The sequence below is a fragment of the Paenibacillus sp. FSL H7-0323 genome, from assembly GCF_038002725.1.
GTDB lineage: Bacteria > Bacillota > Bacilli > Paenibacillales > Paenibacillaceae > Paenibacillus_AQ > Paenibacillus_AQ odorifer.
In genome coordinates, this window is sequence record NZ_JBBODB010000001.1 from 1 (window position 1) to 16,431 (window position 16,431).

Annotated in this window: 15 protein-coding genes; 13 read left to right on the forward strand and 2 right to left on the reverse strand. The window is 43.4% G+C overall.

Annotated elements, in window-relative coordinates:
* Positions 1-202: manganese catalase family protein (locus MHH89_RS00005; protein ID WP_341085960.1), on the forward strand; the 202-nt coding region annotated here is incomplete at its 5' end.
* A gap of 61 nt (positions 203-263) precedes the next feature.
* Here the strand turns inward: MHH89_RS00005 and MHH89_RS00010 are convergent.
* The gene (locus tag MHH89_RS00010) at positions 264-893 is read right to left on the reverse strand and encodes a LysE family translocator (RefSeq protein ID WP_076187101.1); all 630 of its coding nucleotides are present in this window, start codon (positions 891-893) and stop codon (positions 264-266) included.
* Between the two features lie 268 nt (positions 894-1,161).
* On the opposite strand from MHH89_RS00010, the gene MHH89_RS00015 reads away from it, so the two are divergent.
* Both MHH89_RS00015 and MHH89_RS00020 read left to right on the forward strand, forming a co-directional pair.
* On the forward strand, positions 1,162-1,542 hold the full coding sequence (locus tag MHH89_RS00015; protein ID WP_076219043.1) for an ArsR/SmtB family transcription factor: 381 nt from the start codon (positions 1,162-1,164) through the stop codon (positions 1,540-1,542).
* A gap of 6 nt (positions 1,543-1,548) precedes the next feature.
* A complete protein-coding gene (locus MHH89_RS00020) occupies positions 1,549-2,148 on the forward strand; it encodes an NAD-dependent epimerase/dehydratase family protein (protein ID WP_076310633.1) in 600 nt (199 codons plus the stop codon).
* A 108-nt stretch (positions 2,149-2,256) separates the two neighbouring features.
* On the opposite strand, the gene MHH89_RS00025 is transcribed toward MHH89_RS00020, so the two are convergent.
* Complete coding sequence (locus tag MHH89_RS00025) at positions 2,257-2,592, reverse strand: potassium channel family protein (protein WP_076124810.1); 336 nt, start codon at positions 2,590-2,592, stop codon at positions 2,257-2,259.
* Between the two features lie 582 nt (positions 2,593-3,174).
* On the opposite strand from MHH89_RS00025, the gene essC reads away from it, so the two are divergent.
* The 10 genes from essC to MHH89_RS00075 are packed head-to-tail and all read left to right on the forward strand — an operon-like array spanning position 3,175 to position 16,428.
* Complete coding sequence (essC, locus tag MHH89_RS00030; RefSeq protein WP_076309112.1) at positions 3,175-7,161, forward strand: type VII secretion protein EssC; 3,987 nt, start codon at positions 3,175-3,177, stop codon at positions 7,159-7,161.
* A gap of 20 nt (positions 7,162-7,181) precedes the next feature.
* Positions 7,182-7,889: a hypothetical protein gene (locus MHH89_RS00035; RefSeq protein WP_076219072.1), complete on the forward strand. Its 708-nt coding sequence runs from the start codon at positions 7,182-7,184 to the stop codon at positions 7,887-7,889.
* A 20-nt stretch (positions 7,890-7,909) separates the two neighbouring features.
* A complete protein-coding gene (locus MHH89_RS00040) occupies positions 7,910-8,161 on the forward strand; it encodes a hypothetical protein (RefSeq protein ID WP_076104573.1) in 252 nt (83 codons plus the stop codon).
* Between the two features lie 27 nt (positions 8,162-8,188).
* Positions 8,189-9,649 carry a hypothetical protein gene (locus tag MHH89_RS00045; protein ID WP_341085963.1) on the forward strand — a complete coding sequence of 487 codons (1,461 nt, stop codon included), beginning with the start codon at positions 8,189-8,191 and terminating at the stop codon, positions 9,647-9,649.
* Positions 9,650-9,670: 21 nt separating this feature from the next.
* Positions 9,671-10,024, forward strand: a complete 354-nt coding sequence (locus MHH89_RS00050; protein ID WP_341085964.1) for a hypothetical protein — start codon at positions 9,671-9,673, stop codon at positions 10,022-10,024.
* A 21-nt stretch (positions 10,025-10,045) separates the two neighbouring features.
* The gene (locus MHH89_RS00055) at positions 10,046-11,095 is read left to right on the forward strand and encodes an SAF domain-containing protein (protein WP_076219075.1); all 1,050 of its coding nucleotides are present in this window, start codon (positions 10,046-10,048) and stop codon (positions 11,093-11,095) included.
* 5 nt (positions 11,096-11,100) lie between these two features.
* Entirely contained in the window at positions 11,101-11,670 is a 570-nt protein-coding gene (locus MHH89_RS00060; RefSeq protein ID WP_076303953.1) for a hypothetical protein, read from the forward strand.
* Between the two features lie 6 nt (positions 11,671-11,676).
* Positions 11,677-12,510, forward strand: coding sequence for a hypothetical protein (locus MHH89_RS00065; protein WP_076219077.1), 834 nt, complete (start codon positions 11,677-11,679; stop codon positions 12,508-12,510).
* Positions 12,503-14,350: an ATPase, T2SS/T4P/T4SS family gene (locus MHH89_RS00070; protein ID WP_341085965.1), complete on the forward strand. Its 1,848-nt coding sequence runs from the start codon at positions 12,503-12,505 to the stop codon at positions 14,348-14,350. Before MHH89_RS00065 ends, MHH89_RS00070 begins: the two co-directional genes overlap by 8 nt.
* A complete protein-coding gene (locus MHH89_RS00075) occupies positions 14,347-16,428 on the forward strand; it encodes a hypothetical protein (protein WP_076309115.1) in 2,082 nt (693 codons plus the stop codon). The genes MHH89_RS00070 and MHH89_RS00075 overlap by 4 nt, the downstream gene beginning before the upstream one ends.
* Positions 16,429-16,431: the final 3 nt, after the last annotated feature.

Sequence of the window (16,431 nt, forward strand, 5' to 3'; positions counted from 1 at the left end):
TCCGCTGGCAGACCTTTATGAAGACATTGCGGCTGAGGAAAAAGCCCGGGCTACATATCAGTGGCTGATTGACATGACGGATGACGTGGATCTGCAGGATAGCCTTAAGTTCCTGCGGGAGCGGGAGATTGTGCATGCATTACGGTTTAAGGAAGCGGTGCAGATTATTATTGATGATCGGAATCAGAAGCGGGTGTTCTAAGGATTTCTGTGAAAAAGACATTTAAAGCCGTTCTCTTTTAAAAGAGAACGGCTTTTTTACGTTAAAAAATATGGAGGCTCCGCAGGAATTGATAGAAGAAATAACCGCCAAAGCCGATTAATACAACACCTGCGCTGATAGTCACCCATTTAATAGCCGTCCGGTTCATTGCTTTTCGTGTGGTGGATACAATCGTCATCAGGCCAATATCATGGAGCAGGATACCAATCAGGATACCTAATCCCACTAGCAAAAAGCTGCCCGTATTAGTACGGTCAAAGGAGTCGGACAATACGGTACCAAAGACACTAACCCAAAATACCAGGTTTCCTGGTGAGATCGCCACTAGCAAACCATTTTTGTAAGAAGAGAACAGCGATTTGGACGTCTTCTCTCCTCCAAGGGAAATATCATGATCTGCATTCTTGATGCTGTCATATCCAACGTAGCATAGGAAGAGAGCTCCAACTAACCACATGATTACTTGTATGATAGGCATGGAAAGAATAGAGGCTAGACCCAGGTATAAGCCTAGAATTAGGAAGAGGTCGATAGTCATTCCCCCGAGGCCAACAATCCAACCATGCATAAAGCCATTTTTTAAGCCTTGTTTGGTCATTTCAATGGTAATGGTACCTACAGGTAGAGCGATGGAAAAGCCGAGCAAAACGTATGTAAGAAATAAAGTCATTAAAATTTAAAGCCCCCTTTATCAAATTAAACGAAAGTATATTTTACACCATGAAGTAATAGGGGGCAATTCTTTTGAGTGAATTTATCTATTACAAATTTGCTCTAAAATTTTCGACCGCTCTAATAGAGACGGTCTTTTTTATTTATTTGAGGATCGCCAGAGATGAATATTAATGGTCTCGATTTTCTTTACCGATGAATTATTGCTCGAAAATTAATATACAATAGTTCATATGATTAAACTATTAAACCTAAGGAGGCAGCCTATGGACAGACAAGAACGCTTAAAAAATCTGGCTGAAGAATTTGGTGAATGCAGTAAAGCTCTTGCAGCCATTGGAGATGAGACACGTCAATCCATCATCATTGCTTTGATTGAAGGTGAAAGTGATTGCGAAAAAGGAATCAGAGTTGGTGAGCTGACACAAAGGACCAATTTATCCCGTCCAGCCGTATCTCATCATTTGAAGGTATTAAAAGAGGCTAATTTGATTGGTTTTGATCAGGAAGGCACCAAAAATTATTATTATTTGGATGTACTTAAAAGTGATATTTTCAGACTCAAAAGGCTGTTTGACCATATCGATGAGTATATCAAGGATTCTGCAGAATCAGATCCTAAAACTATAAATGATGATGAAGGGTGATATGAGATGAAAAATGTGATTTTGTTAGGTGGAAGTGGTTATATTGGAACACATTTGTCGGAAGAATGGTTAAGAAAAGATCCTAAGGTGCAGATCATCAGCGTATCCCGAAACGGAAAGCCTGGAAAGTTATTACCGAGCCTCGTTAATCACAATCGGATAAAATGGATGTCTGTCGATATTTTTGATATCGATTCTTACATTAGTAAGTTACCTCAACAAGCGGATGCCGTCGTTGATTTGGTCGGCACTGCTACAGCAAACAGCAAGGAGGATTTCGAAAAGCTAAATGCTGAGCCGGTAAAAATTATGGTTGAGCTTATGAGTAGGTTGAACATACCCAATGGATGTTATATTTCAGGACGGATGGGAATGCCCTTTAAAAATAAACCATTTCTTGAATCCAAGCATAGAGGAGAGCATATCGCCCTTACAAGCAGCAAAAACATCAGAATTGTAAAACCAAGTCTGGTTTACGGGGATCGTGCTGATGCGGTTGTCATGGTTCCTTTTGTACAAGCCGTAGGTCTTTTCAATAAGGATCTAAAACCCATTAAAGTGAATCAGTTGGCTCAGCAGATTATTCAAATGCAATTAAAACTATAATATTAGTGATTTATGGACTAGTATATAAGCGATTATTTTTAAAAAAAGAGCCTCAATAGCTTCGGCTAACAAGGCTCTTAATACTGTCATGAGTTTGGATTTCATTATTTAATTGTTATCTTTATCGGTTTGTTTGATCAGTTCATAAGCGATATACCCGATCATTCCCAAGAACAACCCTGTGCCTGCAATAATGTAAACGATCGTAAATATTTTTCCGAGTGCTGTCTGGGGAACAAATGTTGGATGACCTAATGTACTAAGCGTTGCAACGCAGAAATAAATAGCATCCAGGACAGACAAACCTTCCTGTTTGACATAAAAAATGGTTCCGGACAACAGCGTCATCAAAACTAATAAGAATAATGCTTGGAAATTTTTACGTTTGAGCGCTTTCCATAAGCCCGAGAATAAACGTTTTAAAGTTAGTAAAAATGATAACATGCAGCTCCACCCTTCATTTATATTAGAGCATACATAACAAATCGTAGTCAAACTATTGAAACCAAGCAGCCTCTTATGAGGTTGCTTATTTGTTTTGAGAAATAGTTAGAGTCAGCAGCAACTTCCTGGTTCTCTCCCAAGTTAAATTCCTTCTAAGAACATAAGTTTCCTTCAATTTGATAGAAATATTCTGATTCATAGGATCTATTATGGAATGTTGATTTCAAAGTAAAGCTTTGAAATCTTCTATTTAGCAATGGAAGTGGATAGGAGTAATGAACAACCTTGAAAAAGTAAATGTGCCAAATGTCTTAAATTGAACTAAAAGAAAAGTACGATGAGGTGACCTTAGAACTGGATCTATATACACTAGTAATTTTACTGTTATGAAAATAATGGTTATTTATTGGGGATCTTTGAACCATTTTAGCAAAAAATGTTATGGAAAATATAAACTATTCAGTCTTCAAACCGATAATGCAGTATGTATATCCTGAAATGGAAAAAAATTTATATTTTATTTAAAATTTACACTAATGATTCTTGTTAATCCAAAATTCCTATCCAGTGGTGATGAAAAAGATGAGTGCTCAAGAAATGCTAACCAATCAGGTACAAAGAACCCCTCGAATTAAACCAAATTACCCGGAAGGTGAATTGGTTTTGGAGGATCCTGCCCGGCCATCGGGAAAACCAACCTTCTCATGGTTGACGATTATAGTCCCCCCCATCGGGATGTTAGTCATCTCTATATTTATGTCAACATTGACCAGGTCATTTACCATGCTGATATCAACCATGGGTATGACTCTTCTGACGGTCATGGTTTCAATTTTAAATTATAAATCTAGTGTGAAAAAACATCATGAACAGAACAAAAAACTTGAAAAGAAATATCTCAACTACTTATTTCAGGTTCGTAATGATTTACAAAGTGCCGCGAGTACGCAGCGAGAAGCCTATACATATATCCATCCAAGTATTCAATCTTGTGTTGAAATCGTACGGGGGAGAAGCAAGCAGCTGTGGGAAAAAACAGGAATTGAAGATGATTTTCTGAATCTCCGGGTTGGTGCTGGAATCCAGCCGATTGCTCTGGTGCCAACATATAGCTCAAAAGCGAAAGCAATTGATGACGACAACCCACTTGAAGAAATCGCCAGTAAAATATGCGAAGAGATGTATTTTGTACGAGACATTCCAGTCTACATACCGTTAAGGAATATTAATACGCTCGGAATATACGGCAAACAGCAGGAGGTTCGTGATTTCCTCAATGCTGTCCTGGTGCATTTAACAACACACCAAGGGTACGATGATGTAAGGGTAATATGCGTGATGCAGCCTGATGATCTGGAACACTGGGAATGGTTAAAATGGCTGCCCCATACATGGAATAAAGATCGAAGCCAAAGAAGTTTGGCTACAACATCCTTTGATGCCTCTAATATTGCGGATGAATTACTTCCGGAGCTTAGAAAAAGAGAAGAAAACAGCAAGAATGGTTATGGACTACAGCCAATGCAGGCCCCACATTATGTTTTTCTGGTTTTTGCTCCTGAACTGTGGGACAGCACGGATATGATGAAGTATTTGCTCTCGGGCAATGCTTCACTTGGAGTGACCAGCATTTTTACATCAGAGAAGATTGATGTTGCGCTGCCGCTGAATTGCCAGGCTATTCTGGAAATTAAGGGCGGTAAGGGGATGGTTCGCAAAGATACTAATCAGCTGTTAAGTCATTTAGCTGATTATTTTTCTGCCGATTCTCTGGATAAAAAAAATTCGGAGTTTTTTGCCCGTTCTTTGTCTCCGCTCAGAATTAAAGAAGGTCAAAATAACAGCTATATCCCGCCAATGGTTACTTTTCTGGAGAGCTTTGAGGTTGAGCAGGTAGAGTCTCTAAACGTAATGGAGCGCTGGTCAAAAAACCAGGCTAACCGTACCATGTCCATTCCTCTGGGGCTCGGGGCAGGTGGTAAATTTCTTTTGTTCGATATGCACGAAAAAAGCTATGGCCCACATGGTCTAGTAGCCGGCACCACCGGATCGGGGAAAAGTGAGCTGCTTCAGTCCCTACTTTTGGGTCTGGCGGTAAATTATCATCCGCATGAGATTGCTTTTGTACTGATTGACTATAAGGGTGGAGGGATGGCTAACGCTTTTCTTGGGCTTCCACATCTGGTGGGAACAATCACCAATCTTGGTGGTAATCAGATCAATCGGGCTCTTGCCTCCATCAAAAGTGAGCTTTTGCGGAGACAGCGACTGTTCAGTGAAGCCGGAGTGACCAGCATTGATAATTACATCGTTCTTTACCGCAATAAGGAAGTTAACCTTCCCTTGCCGCATTTGATCATAGTGGTGGATGAGTTCGCAGAACTTAAATCAGATCAACCGGAATTTATGAAAGAGCTGGTCAGTGCGGCACGGGTCGGAAGAAGCTTGGGGATTCACTTAATATTGGCAACACAAAAACCTTCTGGCGTAGTTGATGACCAGATCTGGAGTAACTCCAGATTCAAATTATGCCTGAAGGTCCAGACACCTTCGGATAGTCAGGAGATGCTAAAACGCACGGAGGCAGCAGAGATCAAAGAAAAAGGCCGTGGGTATTTGCAAGTTGGTAATAATGAAGTATTCACTTTGTTCCAATCCTCCTGGAGCGGAGCGCCTTATCAAGCTGGGGAGACAGATCAGGATGGAAGTCCCAAGATGGATATCGTTTCACTAAGTGGTGAACGCAGAGCCCTGATTCCGAAGGGGAAAAACAGTGATGATGTCTCAAAACTGAGTGAGCTGCAGGCTGTGGTTAATCATATAGCTGCCATTTCTGCTGAGCAATCGATCGGAGAGGCCTTTCAGCTGTGGCTGCCTCCACTTCCGGAGACCATGACTTTAGCAGATGTTATGGATCAGAATCAGATCTGGGATGGGCAATCATGGAAGCAGCCAGATCAGAATCTTATTGCCACCGTTGGACGAATTGATAATCCGTCAGATCAGGAGCAATACAATCTGGATATTAATTTTAATCAGGACGGACATTTACTGGTTTATGGAGCACCGAGCAGTGGTAAGACAACACTGTTAAAGACAATTATCATGTCCCTCGCCTTGAAATATGAACCTGATTACGTTCATTTCTATATATTGGATTTTGGTACACGTACCTTGGGAGTATTCCACGAGCTTCCACATGTAGGGGATATTATTTTTCCAGAGGATGAACAGAAGCTTGGAAAACTGATCAGTTGGTTGTTGTCCCAACTGGATGAACGCAAACGTAAGTTTTCTCAGCTTGGAATCAGCAATTTGGTCTCTTACAGTGCGGCCACTGGAGAGAAGGTTCCTTACATTGTTATTCTGCTCGATAATTACACAGGATTCTCAGAAGCATATGATGACTTTATCTTAGAGCTTTCCAAGTTGGTGCGTGAAGGCGGTAATTACGGGATATACTTCGTGTTCGCTGCCAATGCTGTAAACTCTTATCCTTACCGAATCAGCCAGAATATTAAGCAGGCTCTAGTATATCAAATGTCTGATAGATTGGATTATTCCAGTATTCTGGGCAGAACAGAAGGGATGGAGCCAACGAATACCGTAGGCCGCGGACTGCTCAAAGATAACCGGATTCTGGAATTTCATACCGCACTTCCTGTGGATGGAAGCTCGGATGATCAGATTGCTGCCTCTCTCCGCCGGATTAGTTCGGAGATGAAAGCAGTGGCAGGAGTGAATAACCCTATGGGGATTTCAGTGATCCCGGACAAGCTTTCACTGGCAGAGCTTTTGGAACGTGTGCCTAAGGAACAACCGCAGGGCAATTATCTGGTACCGCTCGGGCTGGATTGGGATACTACACTTCCGGTAGAGATTAATGTAAAGCAGGTTAGCAATTTTGTAGTGTCTTATACTACTCAAAAGCATGTGGACTTTAGATTTAACGCCTTAATACAAGCTCTTGATAAATCGGCAGGCGAAATAAACATGGAATTCCATCTGTTTGACAGTGGTGCTGTCAGTATACCGAGCCTGAAAGCTAGTTCAACGATTACGCGCTATATGAGTACAGCTGAAGAGTTTTTACAGCTCACACAATCCTTGGTGGATCAGCTGCAACTAAGGAAAAATGATGCCCGGCAAGCTTTTGCAGATGCCCAAAATCGTGAAGAATTTGACGAGGCTGAGTATATTCTGTCTAAGTACCCGCTTCTTGTCATTGTAATTCCTCATCTTAAGTCTGCTTTTGATCTGATGGAGAATGATTCACTGGATCATTTGGAGCGGATAGCAAGGTTTGGAGGTGGACTTGGTGTAATGCTGCTGGTCGGCAGCGATTCGTTTGAACTGAATCAAATGCATTTGGTCACTGATTTTGCGGGTGAACTGATTAACAGTGGACATGCATTGTTGTCCGATGGAAGACCCAACGATCATTTGTCTTATGCACCACTACTCGAGGGTTTGGAATACCATGAGCTGAACGAGGTGTTGGACAATACTGAAGCGATGCTGCTAACAGAGGGATCCATTTCACGCCTCAAAATGATTACAGAACTATAGATAAGCAGGTGAAGAAAGCGATGAAGCCGGCTCGTGAAATATTTGAATTGCATCCTTTAGAAATTATCTATTTAACTGCTTTAATAGGAGGAACCAGTTTTCCAGGTCTGGAAATCGATCTTAAAGGTGAATCGGAGCGCAATTTACGCTCCCTAATGGATACACAGATGAGGTCGCTGGAAGTGAAGGGATATTTAGAGGTTGATTTTGTGGGGCTCGCCAAAGTGAATGAAGTGCTTCATAGAGGTATCGCTGTTGCATCCAGTTGCAAATCTTATTATTGCCAGCTTATGCATACAAATCAGCAGACTTGCAAGGTCTTCTATTTTGTTCAGGATGAAGTTTGGTTTGAACTTGAGCATCAGCCGGAAAGTAACACCTATAAGCTTCAGGAGATTTATGCACTACATGAGCTGATGTATCAGGTGATTGAAAGAATCCCTTTAGTGTGGGAATTGAGCGATAAAGAAAAATTACAAAAAGCGATAAATAAAGAAGTAGATCTTGAAACGTGGATGGGGAAATCTCTTCAAGCAGGTGCATTCATAACTTCCTTGGCAGAAATCCAATGCATTACTGAGGAGGCACAGGTGATTCGCGAACTGAACCTGTTGATTCATGAAGAACAAATGTGGCTGCTGCGTGGGGTGGAAGAAGACGTCAGTCAAACCACGCAATCCTTGCCTGCAGTAGTTAATGAGTTATGTAATTGGCTGCAAGAAGCTTAACAAATCTGGGGGATCAGACTATGTCAACTGCACTGACTACTTTTGTATTTAAAGGTGAAAGAGAGAAGTATTTGGATTTGGAAGTCTCTCTTTCTATTTCTACAGGGCAATGTATCGAGCTACTTAAGCAAGCCAACTGGCTTCCGGATAACTGGGAATTTAAATGTGAAGCCAGCCGTACGGGCGAAGAATGGATGGAGTTGGGGCCGCATGCTGTTCTCGCAGAGATTATACAAGGGGACGGAGCCATAGTTCGTATTTTACCCTATTGAGCTGGGAGATCGTAAAGGAGGATTCCTATGAAAAGCGTACACTTAGTCTGCTCGCCTGAACTTATAATGCTGCTATCCAGGTCGCTGGAACATGAGGGTTATGTAATTTCCGGTAAACATTCTACATTACATAGTTTTATAAGTGGTTTCAGTAGCAAGGAAGTTGATCCTTCATCCATTGTAATTATGGAGGGCGGCGCGGGTCTGGGCACACCGGTCAAGGCTGCGGATATTATCAGTTTCATGACACTGATCCGCAAATATCTTAAACATACGCGGCTGATTGTTCAGTTAGACCCGGTGCTGCAAACGGATATTGAATTTATACGGACCCTTGTAAATATGAATATACATGATCTTCAGTTCACTACGGAATTCCAGGGCGATGATCTTCTAAACTGGATCAAAGAGAAAAAAACTACAAGGGATTATTATCATATCCTGGGGAAAAAGAAAGGCCCTTTTGCATCGTTTAAAGGCTCATCATCAAGAGCAGCTTCTGACGCGGCAGTGGAAGAGGCACCGTCTGCTCCTCCGAGACCGGTGGAGTCGCTTACCCGTCCACAGCCAGTGGCGGCCGGTTCCAGAACTGTAGCAGATGCCGCCAACAGGAGACCTTCCGTTGCTCCTCGCTCTTCAGCAGGATCAACCCCGCCTAGACTGGGGCCTCCGGCCAGAAAGGAGACCCCGTCATTAGCCGAAGCGGAAACGCTGGAGAGTCTGGAACAATCTATTCCGGTAGAAGAAGAGTCGATGCCAGCAGCAAGTACGAGAATTCTGGGCAGCAATGTACCACTTGTCATCGGAGTTTGTGGTGTCGGAGGGGAAGAAGATGTAGGTGCGGCGGCATTTCTGCTGGCTGCGGGTCTGGCAGAACTGGGCTGGAAGCCTCTGGTATGCGGAGATGACAGGCCCGAAATCAGTTCGCTTGAACAGATTGTTTTTAAGGGGGAGAAAGAAGATTCGGTTTCTACCATGTTCGAATATGAAGGAGTCACTTTCTACCGCAGAGGGTATTCGTGGGATATTTCGGAGCTTTTGGCCAGTGAGTTCACGCATATCATTCTATGGGTAGATATCCATCGGGAGCGGAAGGGCACCAGCGGACTCGAGCTGTGGTGGAACTCGCAAATTCCTATTTTGATAGGCAACGGGGCTATGTGGAAGTATGAACTGCTGAAAGAGAAGCTGAACACCCTTAATCCTTATGAGCGCAAGCGGTGCAGGTTACTGCTGGAAAATGGACATCAGGAAGTATTACAAATGTTGAAAAAGGATTTTGCAGAAATTCAAACGACTCTGATGCCTGCACATCAAGATCCTTTGTATCCAGATAAAGCGGCTGTTGAATGGGTAATGAAGCTGCTGACCGTTCAGAAAAAGCTCTTTCGCAAGCAAACGTTGCTCTGGGGAATTGTTGGGATGGTCTTGTTTGTGACCTTGTTATTAATAGGCATAGGATTTTCATTCGTTCCGGAGAGCCGGTAATTATAAATCAGGAGGCTGGGTATGAATTCAGGTATGGTTAGGGGCATTGCTTTTGATTGCCATCGACTTCTCTCCCCTGCCCAGGAGTGCAGCGATAAGATGAGAGCGGCAATCACAGGAGTGTCTGGTTATTGGGTAGATTTGGGTGGGGAAGAGTTTAAGCAGCATTGTGAGGAATGGATTAAGAAAATGAACGAATTTAAAGCTGCCATAGCCCAAATTGAAGCAAATATGATGAACTATGCAGATAAATTGCAGGTGGAGGAAGAGAGAGCAGAGGCAGCCAGAATTAAGGAAGCTGAAAGACAAGCCTCCGAACGGGCAGCAGCGGCAGTGGCGGCCGCAGCCGCAAAATCTACAGGGAAAATTAAATAGGGATGGAAATGAGGTCTTGAAGTGGCAATACGTAAGCGGAAAAAAATACTGAGATATACGATCCTATCAGGTTGTCTTGTTGCCGTTGCCACATCCGGGGTATGGTTTGCAACTTATCGCCATTATAACGCTAAGCTGATCGATGAGCGGGCAGCTTACGAAGAACAGCTGAATGATAAAGATGAAGTCTTGCAGCGCTATATGGACCAATCCCAGACAGCCTATGTATTGATATCTCCAAAGCTAGCTGGAGAGGTGATTACTGCTGAGGATGTAATGGAAGAGAAGCTACCCAAATTCTCCTCACCGGATAATCTGATCAGCGAGTCTAAAGCAATTGTTGGTAAGTACTTGAAGATTGATGCATTATCAGGCACAGCGGTAACTACTGAAATGATACGTGATGAAGCGAGATTGGAGCCTTCAGAACGAAAAGAAGAGACTGAATATATTAAACTGCCGCTTCGGTTAACGAAAAAAGATGTCGTAGATATTCGGATAGTTTTTCCAAATGGCGAGGATTACATAGTAGTAGGAAAGAAGTCGCTGAAGGACGTAGATTTAGCGAATCAATATACATTTTTTAATGACAATGAAGAAGAAGCACAGCTCCTGCAAGCTGCCCTGGTGGATGCATACATAAATAACGCAGAGCTGTATATGAAACAGTACGTAGAACCGGAGCTTCAGCCTGAACCTGTAGTCAATTATGTCCCTAATCTGGATGTACTTGGAGTAATTAAGGATAATCCTTTCATTATAGATCAGGCCAAGTGGAGTCTTGCTGCCAATCTTCGTAAGGAACTGGAGAAACGTCTCGAAGTTATGGAGGATGAAGATAGAATTCGTGTGGGAGCACAGGCACCAAGCGGCAGTGGTGTGATCCAGAGAAAGGCTGTGCAGGGAGCGGCGGCAGCAGAGGAGGCTGCAAAAGTTGATGACAGCCAATCCGTGAACGGAGTGATAGATCGGACCAATCAAGCGCCGATCGATTCAAGTGCAGACCAGAGTTCAACGGGTGTGACGAATAAAGAAGCAGCCACAGATGACAGTCTGCTGGAAGGAGAGTGACCGATTTGCACATTGTTGTTGCAGGGGATTGCGAGAAGCATGATTTCATACTGGCAGCGGCTATTCTGTTGAGAAGTTATTTCAACAACGATGTCATGATTATTTCGGATAACAGCAGGAATTATCAGTATTTTGAAGGCGAAGTGTCTGGTATAAAGATTGCAGATTCAACCGTAGCTGACAAACCGGATATCGTTCTGTATGACTGGCATCATGGGTATCCTGAGGGTCTTAAGGAGGAGATTATTGTCTTCGCGACTACCTATGACCGTCAGTCTATGGAGAACGTAGATAAGTTGCTGGATCAGAAACGGATGCCTACTGTACTGCTTGTCATAGAAGAAGAATGCGGACTTGGGCTGAAGTATGTGGATAAATATTATCCAGTGATTACTTCGAAAATCAGTTACATCAGTAGTCCGGAGCGAAGAATTAATTGGGTCCATGATGGAAGGGTGGATCTTAAGGTAGATAAGGATTTTGCCGAAGCTGTAAATGACTTTTTGATTGAAATTTGCGATGTTCCAAAGCAAGACATCAAGAAGCTGTGGCAGTATGCAAGGAAACGGGGGTAGGTAATTGTGCTAGTGGCTTTCTGGGGACCTGCTCAAGGGCAGGGGAGAACAACTTCGAATATGGCAGCTGTTGCGGCTACCATAGCGCTAGATCATCACATCCGCGTGTTAATGACACATACGCATTTGGAGCAAGGTGTGCTTGAGCATTTGTTCTCACAGACAAGAACAACGCTTCAATCTGCGAAGACCACAGGTGGAATGGATGCGATTGAGAGATTAGTGCAGTGTGGAATGCTTACACCTGAAGGAATTAGAGATCATGCGGAGTCCATTCTTAAAGATCGGTTGGAACTGCTTAGTGGATCTATGAGTGCTGAGAAACATGAGACAAAGCTCTTGCTTCCGCATATCTTCAAGGATTATCGCAGGTTTTATGATTTGTTATTTGTGGACCTCTCCTCCGAAGATGATCCGGAGGTCGTATCTCTGGTTATGGAACAGGCAGATTTGATTGTGGTTAACCTAAATCAGAATCAGGTAAGTCTGGATTCCTATTTTTTGAACAAAAACAAAGCTCCTGTGCCGAGTCATAAGTCAGTCCTCTATTGTATTGGGGCTTATGAGCGCAGTTCCAGGTTCAATAAAGAGAGAATTATTAAGCTGTATGAATTGAAGAAAAAAGCAGTAGGTGTTATCCCGCATCATATTGGTTATATGGATGCTCAAAATGAACGGCGTTTTGTTCAGTTTCTATTGAAGGCAAGAGAAGCTAAATCCCGTTTTCTGGAGTTTAGTGAGGACGGAAACTTCACTGAGGCGGTACGACATATGGGACAGCTTATTCTCCGGATGCTGGAGATTTCTCCAGTATCGGAAGTGGATGCTGCGAATGATTAATCTGATTCTGATCTTTGTAGTCCTGATAGCTATTGGAGTGTTCCTGTACTTATGGCTGGGCAGACGTAAGGATGCTGCTCCACCTTCCGTCCAACTGAAATATGATATGAATGAAATCGTGCAGTTTCTGAGAAGGGCTTTTGAGGAGATTATAGCGGCGTCTCTTTATGAAGGTAGCCCAAGTGAGGAGGAATACAACCGTCGGAAGGCGCGGAGAAGGGAATTGCAGAAAGCGCTCCGAAGTTGCATGCACGGTGATCTTTCCGCTAAGAAATATGTGAAGCTTTATATGAAGGATCTATTAGTTCAGACCTACGGTCTGGATGAAGGAAATGTAGATAAGATTATCAGCTTCGGCCATACGAATCGATTGACTTCACAGGATTGCTTCGATATCTTGCTTTATGTTTTCAAAAAAGATCATGGTCAGAATGCATTTAATGTAATAGTAAGCAAATATATCCTGGACACATTGCAAAAGCTGCCTGATGGATCTAAGGGGTATAAGATCACCGAAGAACAGATTCGCCATATCTATCAGTCAGAGCAGCCGAGATTGTCCATCCAGGACAAGATTGAAATTATTGTTCAGAGAGCTTATCAAATTTATAAGGGGCTCGGCGTTATTGATGAGCTTCGAGATCAGAACATTGACGGAGTTAATGGAGGAACAAGTGGCATGCCTCCTGATGTCGTGCAGACTACAGATTTTCTGGAATATACGAAGCAGCAGCATTTTATTCCACAATCCTATGATGCGGTGTGGACGTTCTACCGCGGAAAGTCGCTTCACCTGGAATTCTTAAGTTTTGGTTCTGAGAAGGAGCTTAAGCGGGTTTGCCAAAATATCTATGGGTTTGGTAATCCTGGGCAATTAAATGAATCCAAGGGTTATATCATCAACGATATGGCTGATGGTAGCCGGGTCGTGGTTGTGCGGCCCAAAATGGCTGAAAGCTGGGCTTTTTTTGTCCGAAAATTTAACGATTCGCTCGTGGAATTGGATCAGCAGATCCAAGATCAAGGGGCACAGCTTGCGATTGATATGCTTATTTTTCTCATCTTGGGCCATCAGGTCACCGCCATCACTGGCAGACAGGGCTCGGGGAAAACAACGCTGCTTAAGGCACTGATCAAATATATTGATGCGAAGAATATCCGGATTCAGGAGACTTCCTTCGAGATCTGGGCGAGAAAAATGTATCCGGGTAAAAATATTTTATCCTTTAGAGAAACCCCCTCCGTTAGTGGGCAGGATGGGCTGGATGTGCAGAAAAAAACGGATGGCGCTGTGAATATCGTCGGTGAGGCGGCTACTCATAGCGTGGTCAGTTATGTGATTCAGGCAGCCCAGGTAGCTTCTGAATATACATTGTTTACACACCACGGCAAAACACTGCCCAATTTGGTCAGCGCTTTGCGCAACAGTCTTATCGCATCGGGAGCTTTCAGTAATGAGAAAATTGCTGAGGTTCAGGTTGTTGAGGCGCTTGGTTTCAACGTTCATCTGGTACTACGTGCTGGGAAAAGATATATCGAACGGATTACAGAGATTATCCCGGCAGATCCCCAGTTCGAATATCCTCAGAACTACAAGGATCCTGAGAATATTACGGACAAGCTGGATGCTTTTATGGATACCGTGACCGAATATTTTGGCCGGATGACAGATCGACGTTCCTATGATTATAAGGATGTCATTGTGTGGGAAGCCGGAGAATACGTGACCAAACATCCGATCAGCAGCCGTAAAATCGATGAGATGCGCAAAAATATGGATGAAGAGGATGCACTAGAATTCACTGCATTTCTTGAGAAGTATTGGGGGCAATCCGCATGAATCTGCAAAACCTATTGTTGATTATTTTGGGAACCTCAGGAGTGCTATTGGTTGTCCTGCTTGTACTGCTTAATATAGTGCAGCGTAAATTGAAGGGAACACAATATCAAGAGCAAAGGCGGCTAAAGGCTCTGCTGCCAACGAGAACTAAGGAAAAAAGATGGTTGGAGCAGGCCCATAAAACTTATCCGGTACTTGATGAACTGCCATTAGTGAAGAAACTTCTTCACCGGATGCGCTCGCGTCTGACCTTGGTTCATGCAGGCAATGAAATTATGATCAGAAGTCGTGCGGCTGCGCTGACGCTAATGATTGTTGCTTGTATTCTGATCATTTCGTTGAGTTCATTCCTCTGGACTTCATCGTGGGTAAGCCGTGCGACTATTATGCTAGTCTCAGTTTATCTTGGAGGTGTCCTTAGCGATCTCTTCATTGGGCGTTTAGTGAAGCAGATGTTATATGACCAATCGTCCATGATTCTGGATATTCGCCATGAATATCATCAGTCACATATGGTGCAAGTCAGCTTAGAGAATTCTGCGGAACGGTCGAAACCAATGGTAGCCGTGCATGCTCGGCAGATTGCTGGAATTCTGGCAGCGGTGGACCCGGAAGATGAACTGCAGAAATATTATGAGATTGCACCTAACCGTTATATGAAGCAACTAGCTGGAGTGAGTTACAAAATAGGTGAATATGGCGACGCGGATATCCATAAAGGGGAGCGTTCGATTTATCTATCGATGCTTGGCAATATTAGAGAAGAGATTCATATGGATATTAATCGGCGTGAGCGAATCGATCGTTTGTTATACGGTATTGTTTTTGTAGCCATTTCGCCGGTATTCATGCTGGATCCAATCCGCAATTGGGCGGAGGGAATGTTTCCTATTGTATCTAATTACTACAATTCGGCCTGGGGGTTATATTCTTTAATCTTACTTTATATCACTTTCATAATATCGTTTATTGCCTTGCGGATTCTCAAGGGTGTGGATGAAGACACTCAATCTATCAAAGATGAGGGTAAGTGGTTAAATCGGATCCTGAAGAAAAAATGGATTTTCAAACTGGTGGATCGGATCACGCCGGCAGAACATGAGCCTCTTCATTTCAAGGTAGCCGGCAAATTGAAGGATGCTAACTCCGGGTTGTCGCAACATGCCTTCTTTCTGCAGAAAACACTAGCGGCAGTCGTGATCTTTGTGCTGATCGTATCGCTTCAATTCTCGATCCATGCCAGTATCAAGCATAACATCCTGTATCCCAATAAGCAGATCACCACAGGCGGCAATCAGACAGAATCTCAGAAGCTGCTGAGCGAGGAACGGTACGCTTTTGAGCAGACTTTAATTGGAGAACTGGTAGCGAAGGATATTACACCGGATCAGATGTTGCCCTACATTCAGGAGAAAGCGGAGAATAAGTCTTTCCTTCAGAACAATTTGAACCAGAATGCCTATGCTGCACAGTTAATGAACAGGGTAGAGCAATATCATGAGGAGTACTACAAATGGTATGAACTTTTGCTGGCTTTTGGGCTGGCAGTGGCAGGGTTTTATCTTCCGGATGCTTACTTAATCATTCGTACTCAGCTGCGAAAGTGGGAAATGCAGAATGAGGTGGATGGCTTCAATACACTTTCCATGATGCTGTCTCAATTTCCGAATATCAGCGTGTACGAAATGATAGAGTGGCTGCATCGTTACAGCTATATTTTTGAGCGGCAGCTGCTGCGCTGCATGCTGGATTATGAGGCTGGAGGCTGGAGTGCCATTGAGAATCTGAAGGAGGACGCACGTTTCGTTCCCCTCGAACGGCTCGCAGACCGCTTGCAGGTTGCAGCCGATCTGATCCCGGTGAAGAAGGCGTTTGATGATATGGATGCGGAGAGGGCATTCGCGATGGATCAACGCAAGGAGCACTATGAGAAGGTCATCAGCAGGAAAAGTACACTGGGTAAAATGTTTGGGTTCTTGCCGATGCAGGCAACGTTCACCTTATATTTACTGCTTCCCTTCGTCTATATGGCCTTCCAGCAGCTGGGTGACCTGACTGTTGTAACTGGCAAAATGTGAAGG

Coding starts and splice junctions, on each gene's coding strand:
- MHH89_RS00010 (WP_076187101.1), bottom strand. CDS start 893: ATGACTTTATTTCTTACATACGTTTTGCTCGGCTTTTCCATCGCTCTA.
- MHH89_RS00015 (WP_076219043.1), top strand. CDS start 1,162: ATGGACAGACAAGAACGCTTAAAAAATCTGGCTGAAGAATTTGGTGAA.
- MHH89_RS00020 (WP_076310633.1), top strand. CDS start 1,549: ATGAAAAATGTGATTTTGTTAGGTGGAAGTGGTTATATTGGAACACAT.
- MHH89_RS00025 (WP_076124810.1), bottom strand. CDS start 2,592: ATGTTATCATTTTTACTAACTTTAAAACGTTTATTCTCGGGCTTATGG.
- essC (WP_076309112.1), top strand. CDS start 3,175: ATGAGTGCTCAAGAAATGCTAACCAATCAGGTACAAAGAACCCCTCGA.
- MHH89_RS00035 (WP_076219072.1), top strand. CDS start 7,182: ATGAAGCCGGCTCGTGAAATATTTGAATTGCATCCTTTAGAAATTATC.
- MHH89_RS00040 (WP_076104573.1), top strand. CDS start 7,910: ATGTCAACTGCACTGACTACTTTTGTATTTAAAGGTGAAAGAGAGAAG.
- MHH89_RS00045 (WP_341085963.1), top strand. CDS start 8,189: ATGAAAAGCGTACACTTAGTCTGCTCGCCTGAACTTATAATGCTGCTA.
- MHH89_RS00050 (WP_341085964.1), top strand. CDS start 9,671: ATGAATTCAGGTATGGTTAGGGGCATTGCTTTTGATTGCCATCGACTT.
- MHH89_RS00070 (WP_341085965.1), top strand. CDS start 12,503: ATGATTAATCTGATTCTGATCTTTGTAGTCCTGATAGCTATTGGAGTG.
- MHH89_RS00075 (WP_076309115.1), top strand. CDS start 14,347: ATGAATCTGCAAAACCTATTGTTGATTATTTTGGGAACCTCAGGAGTG.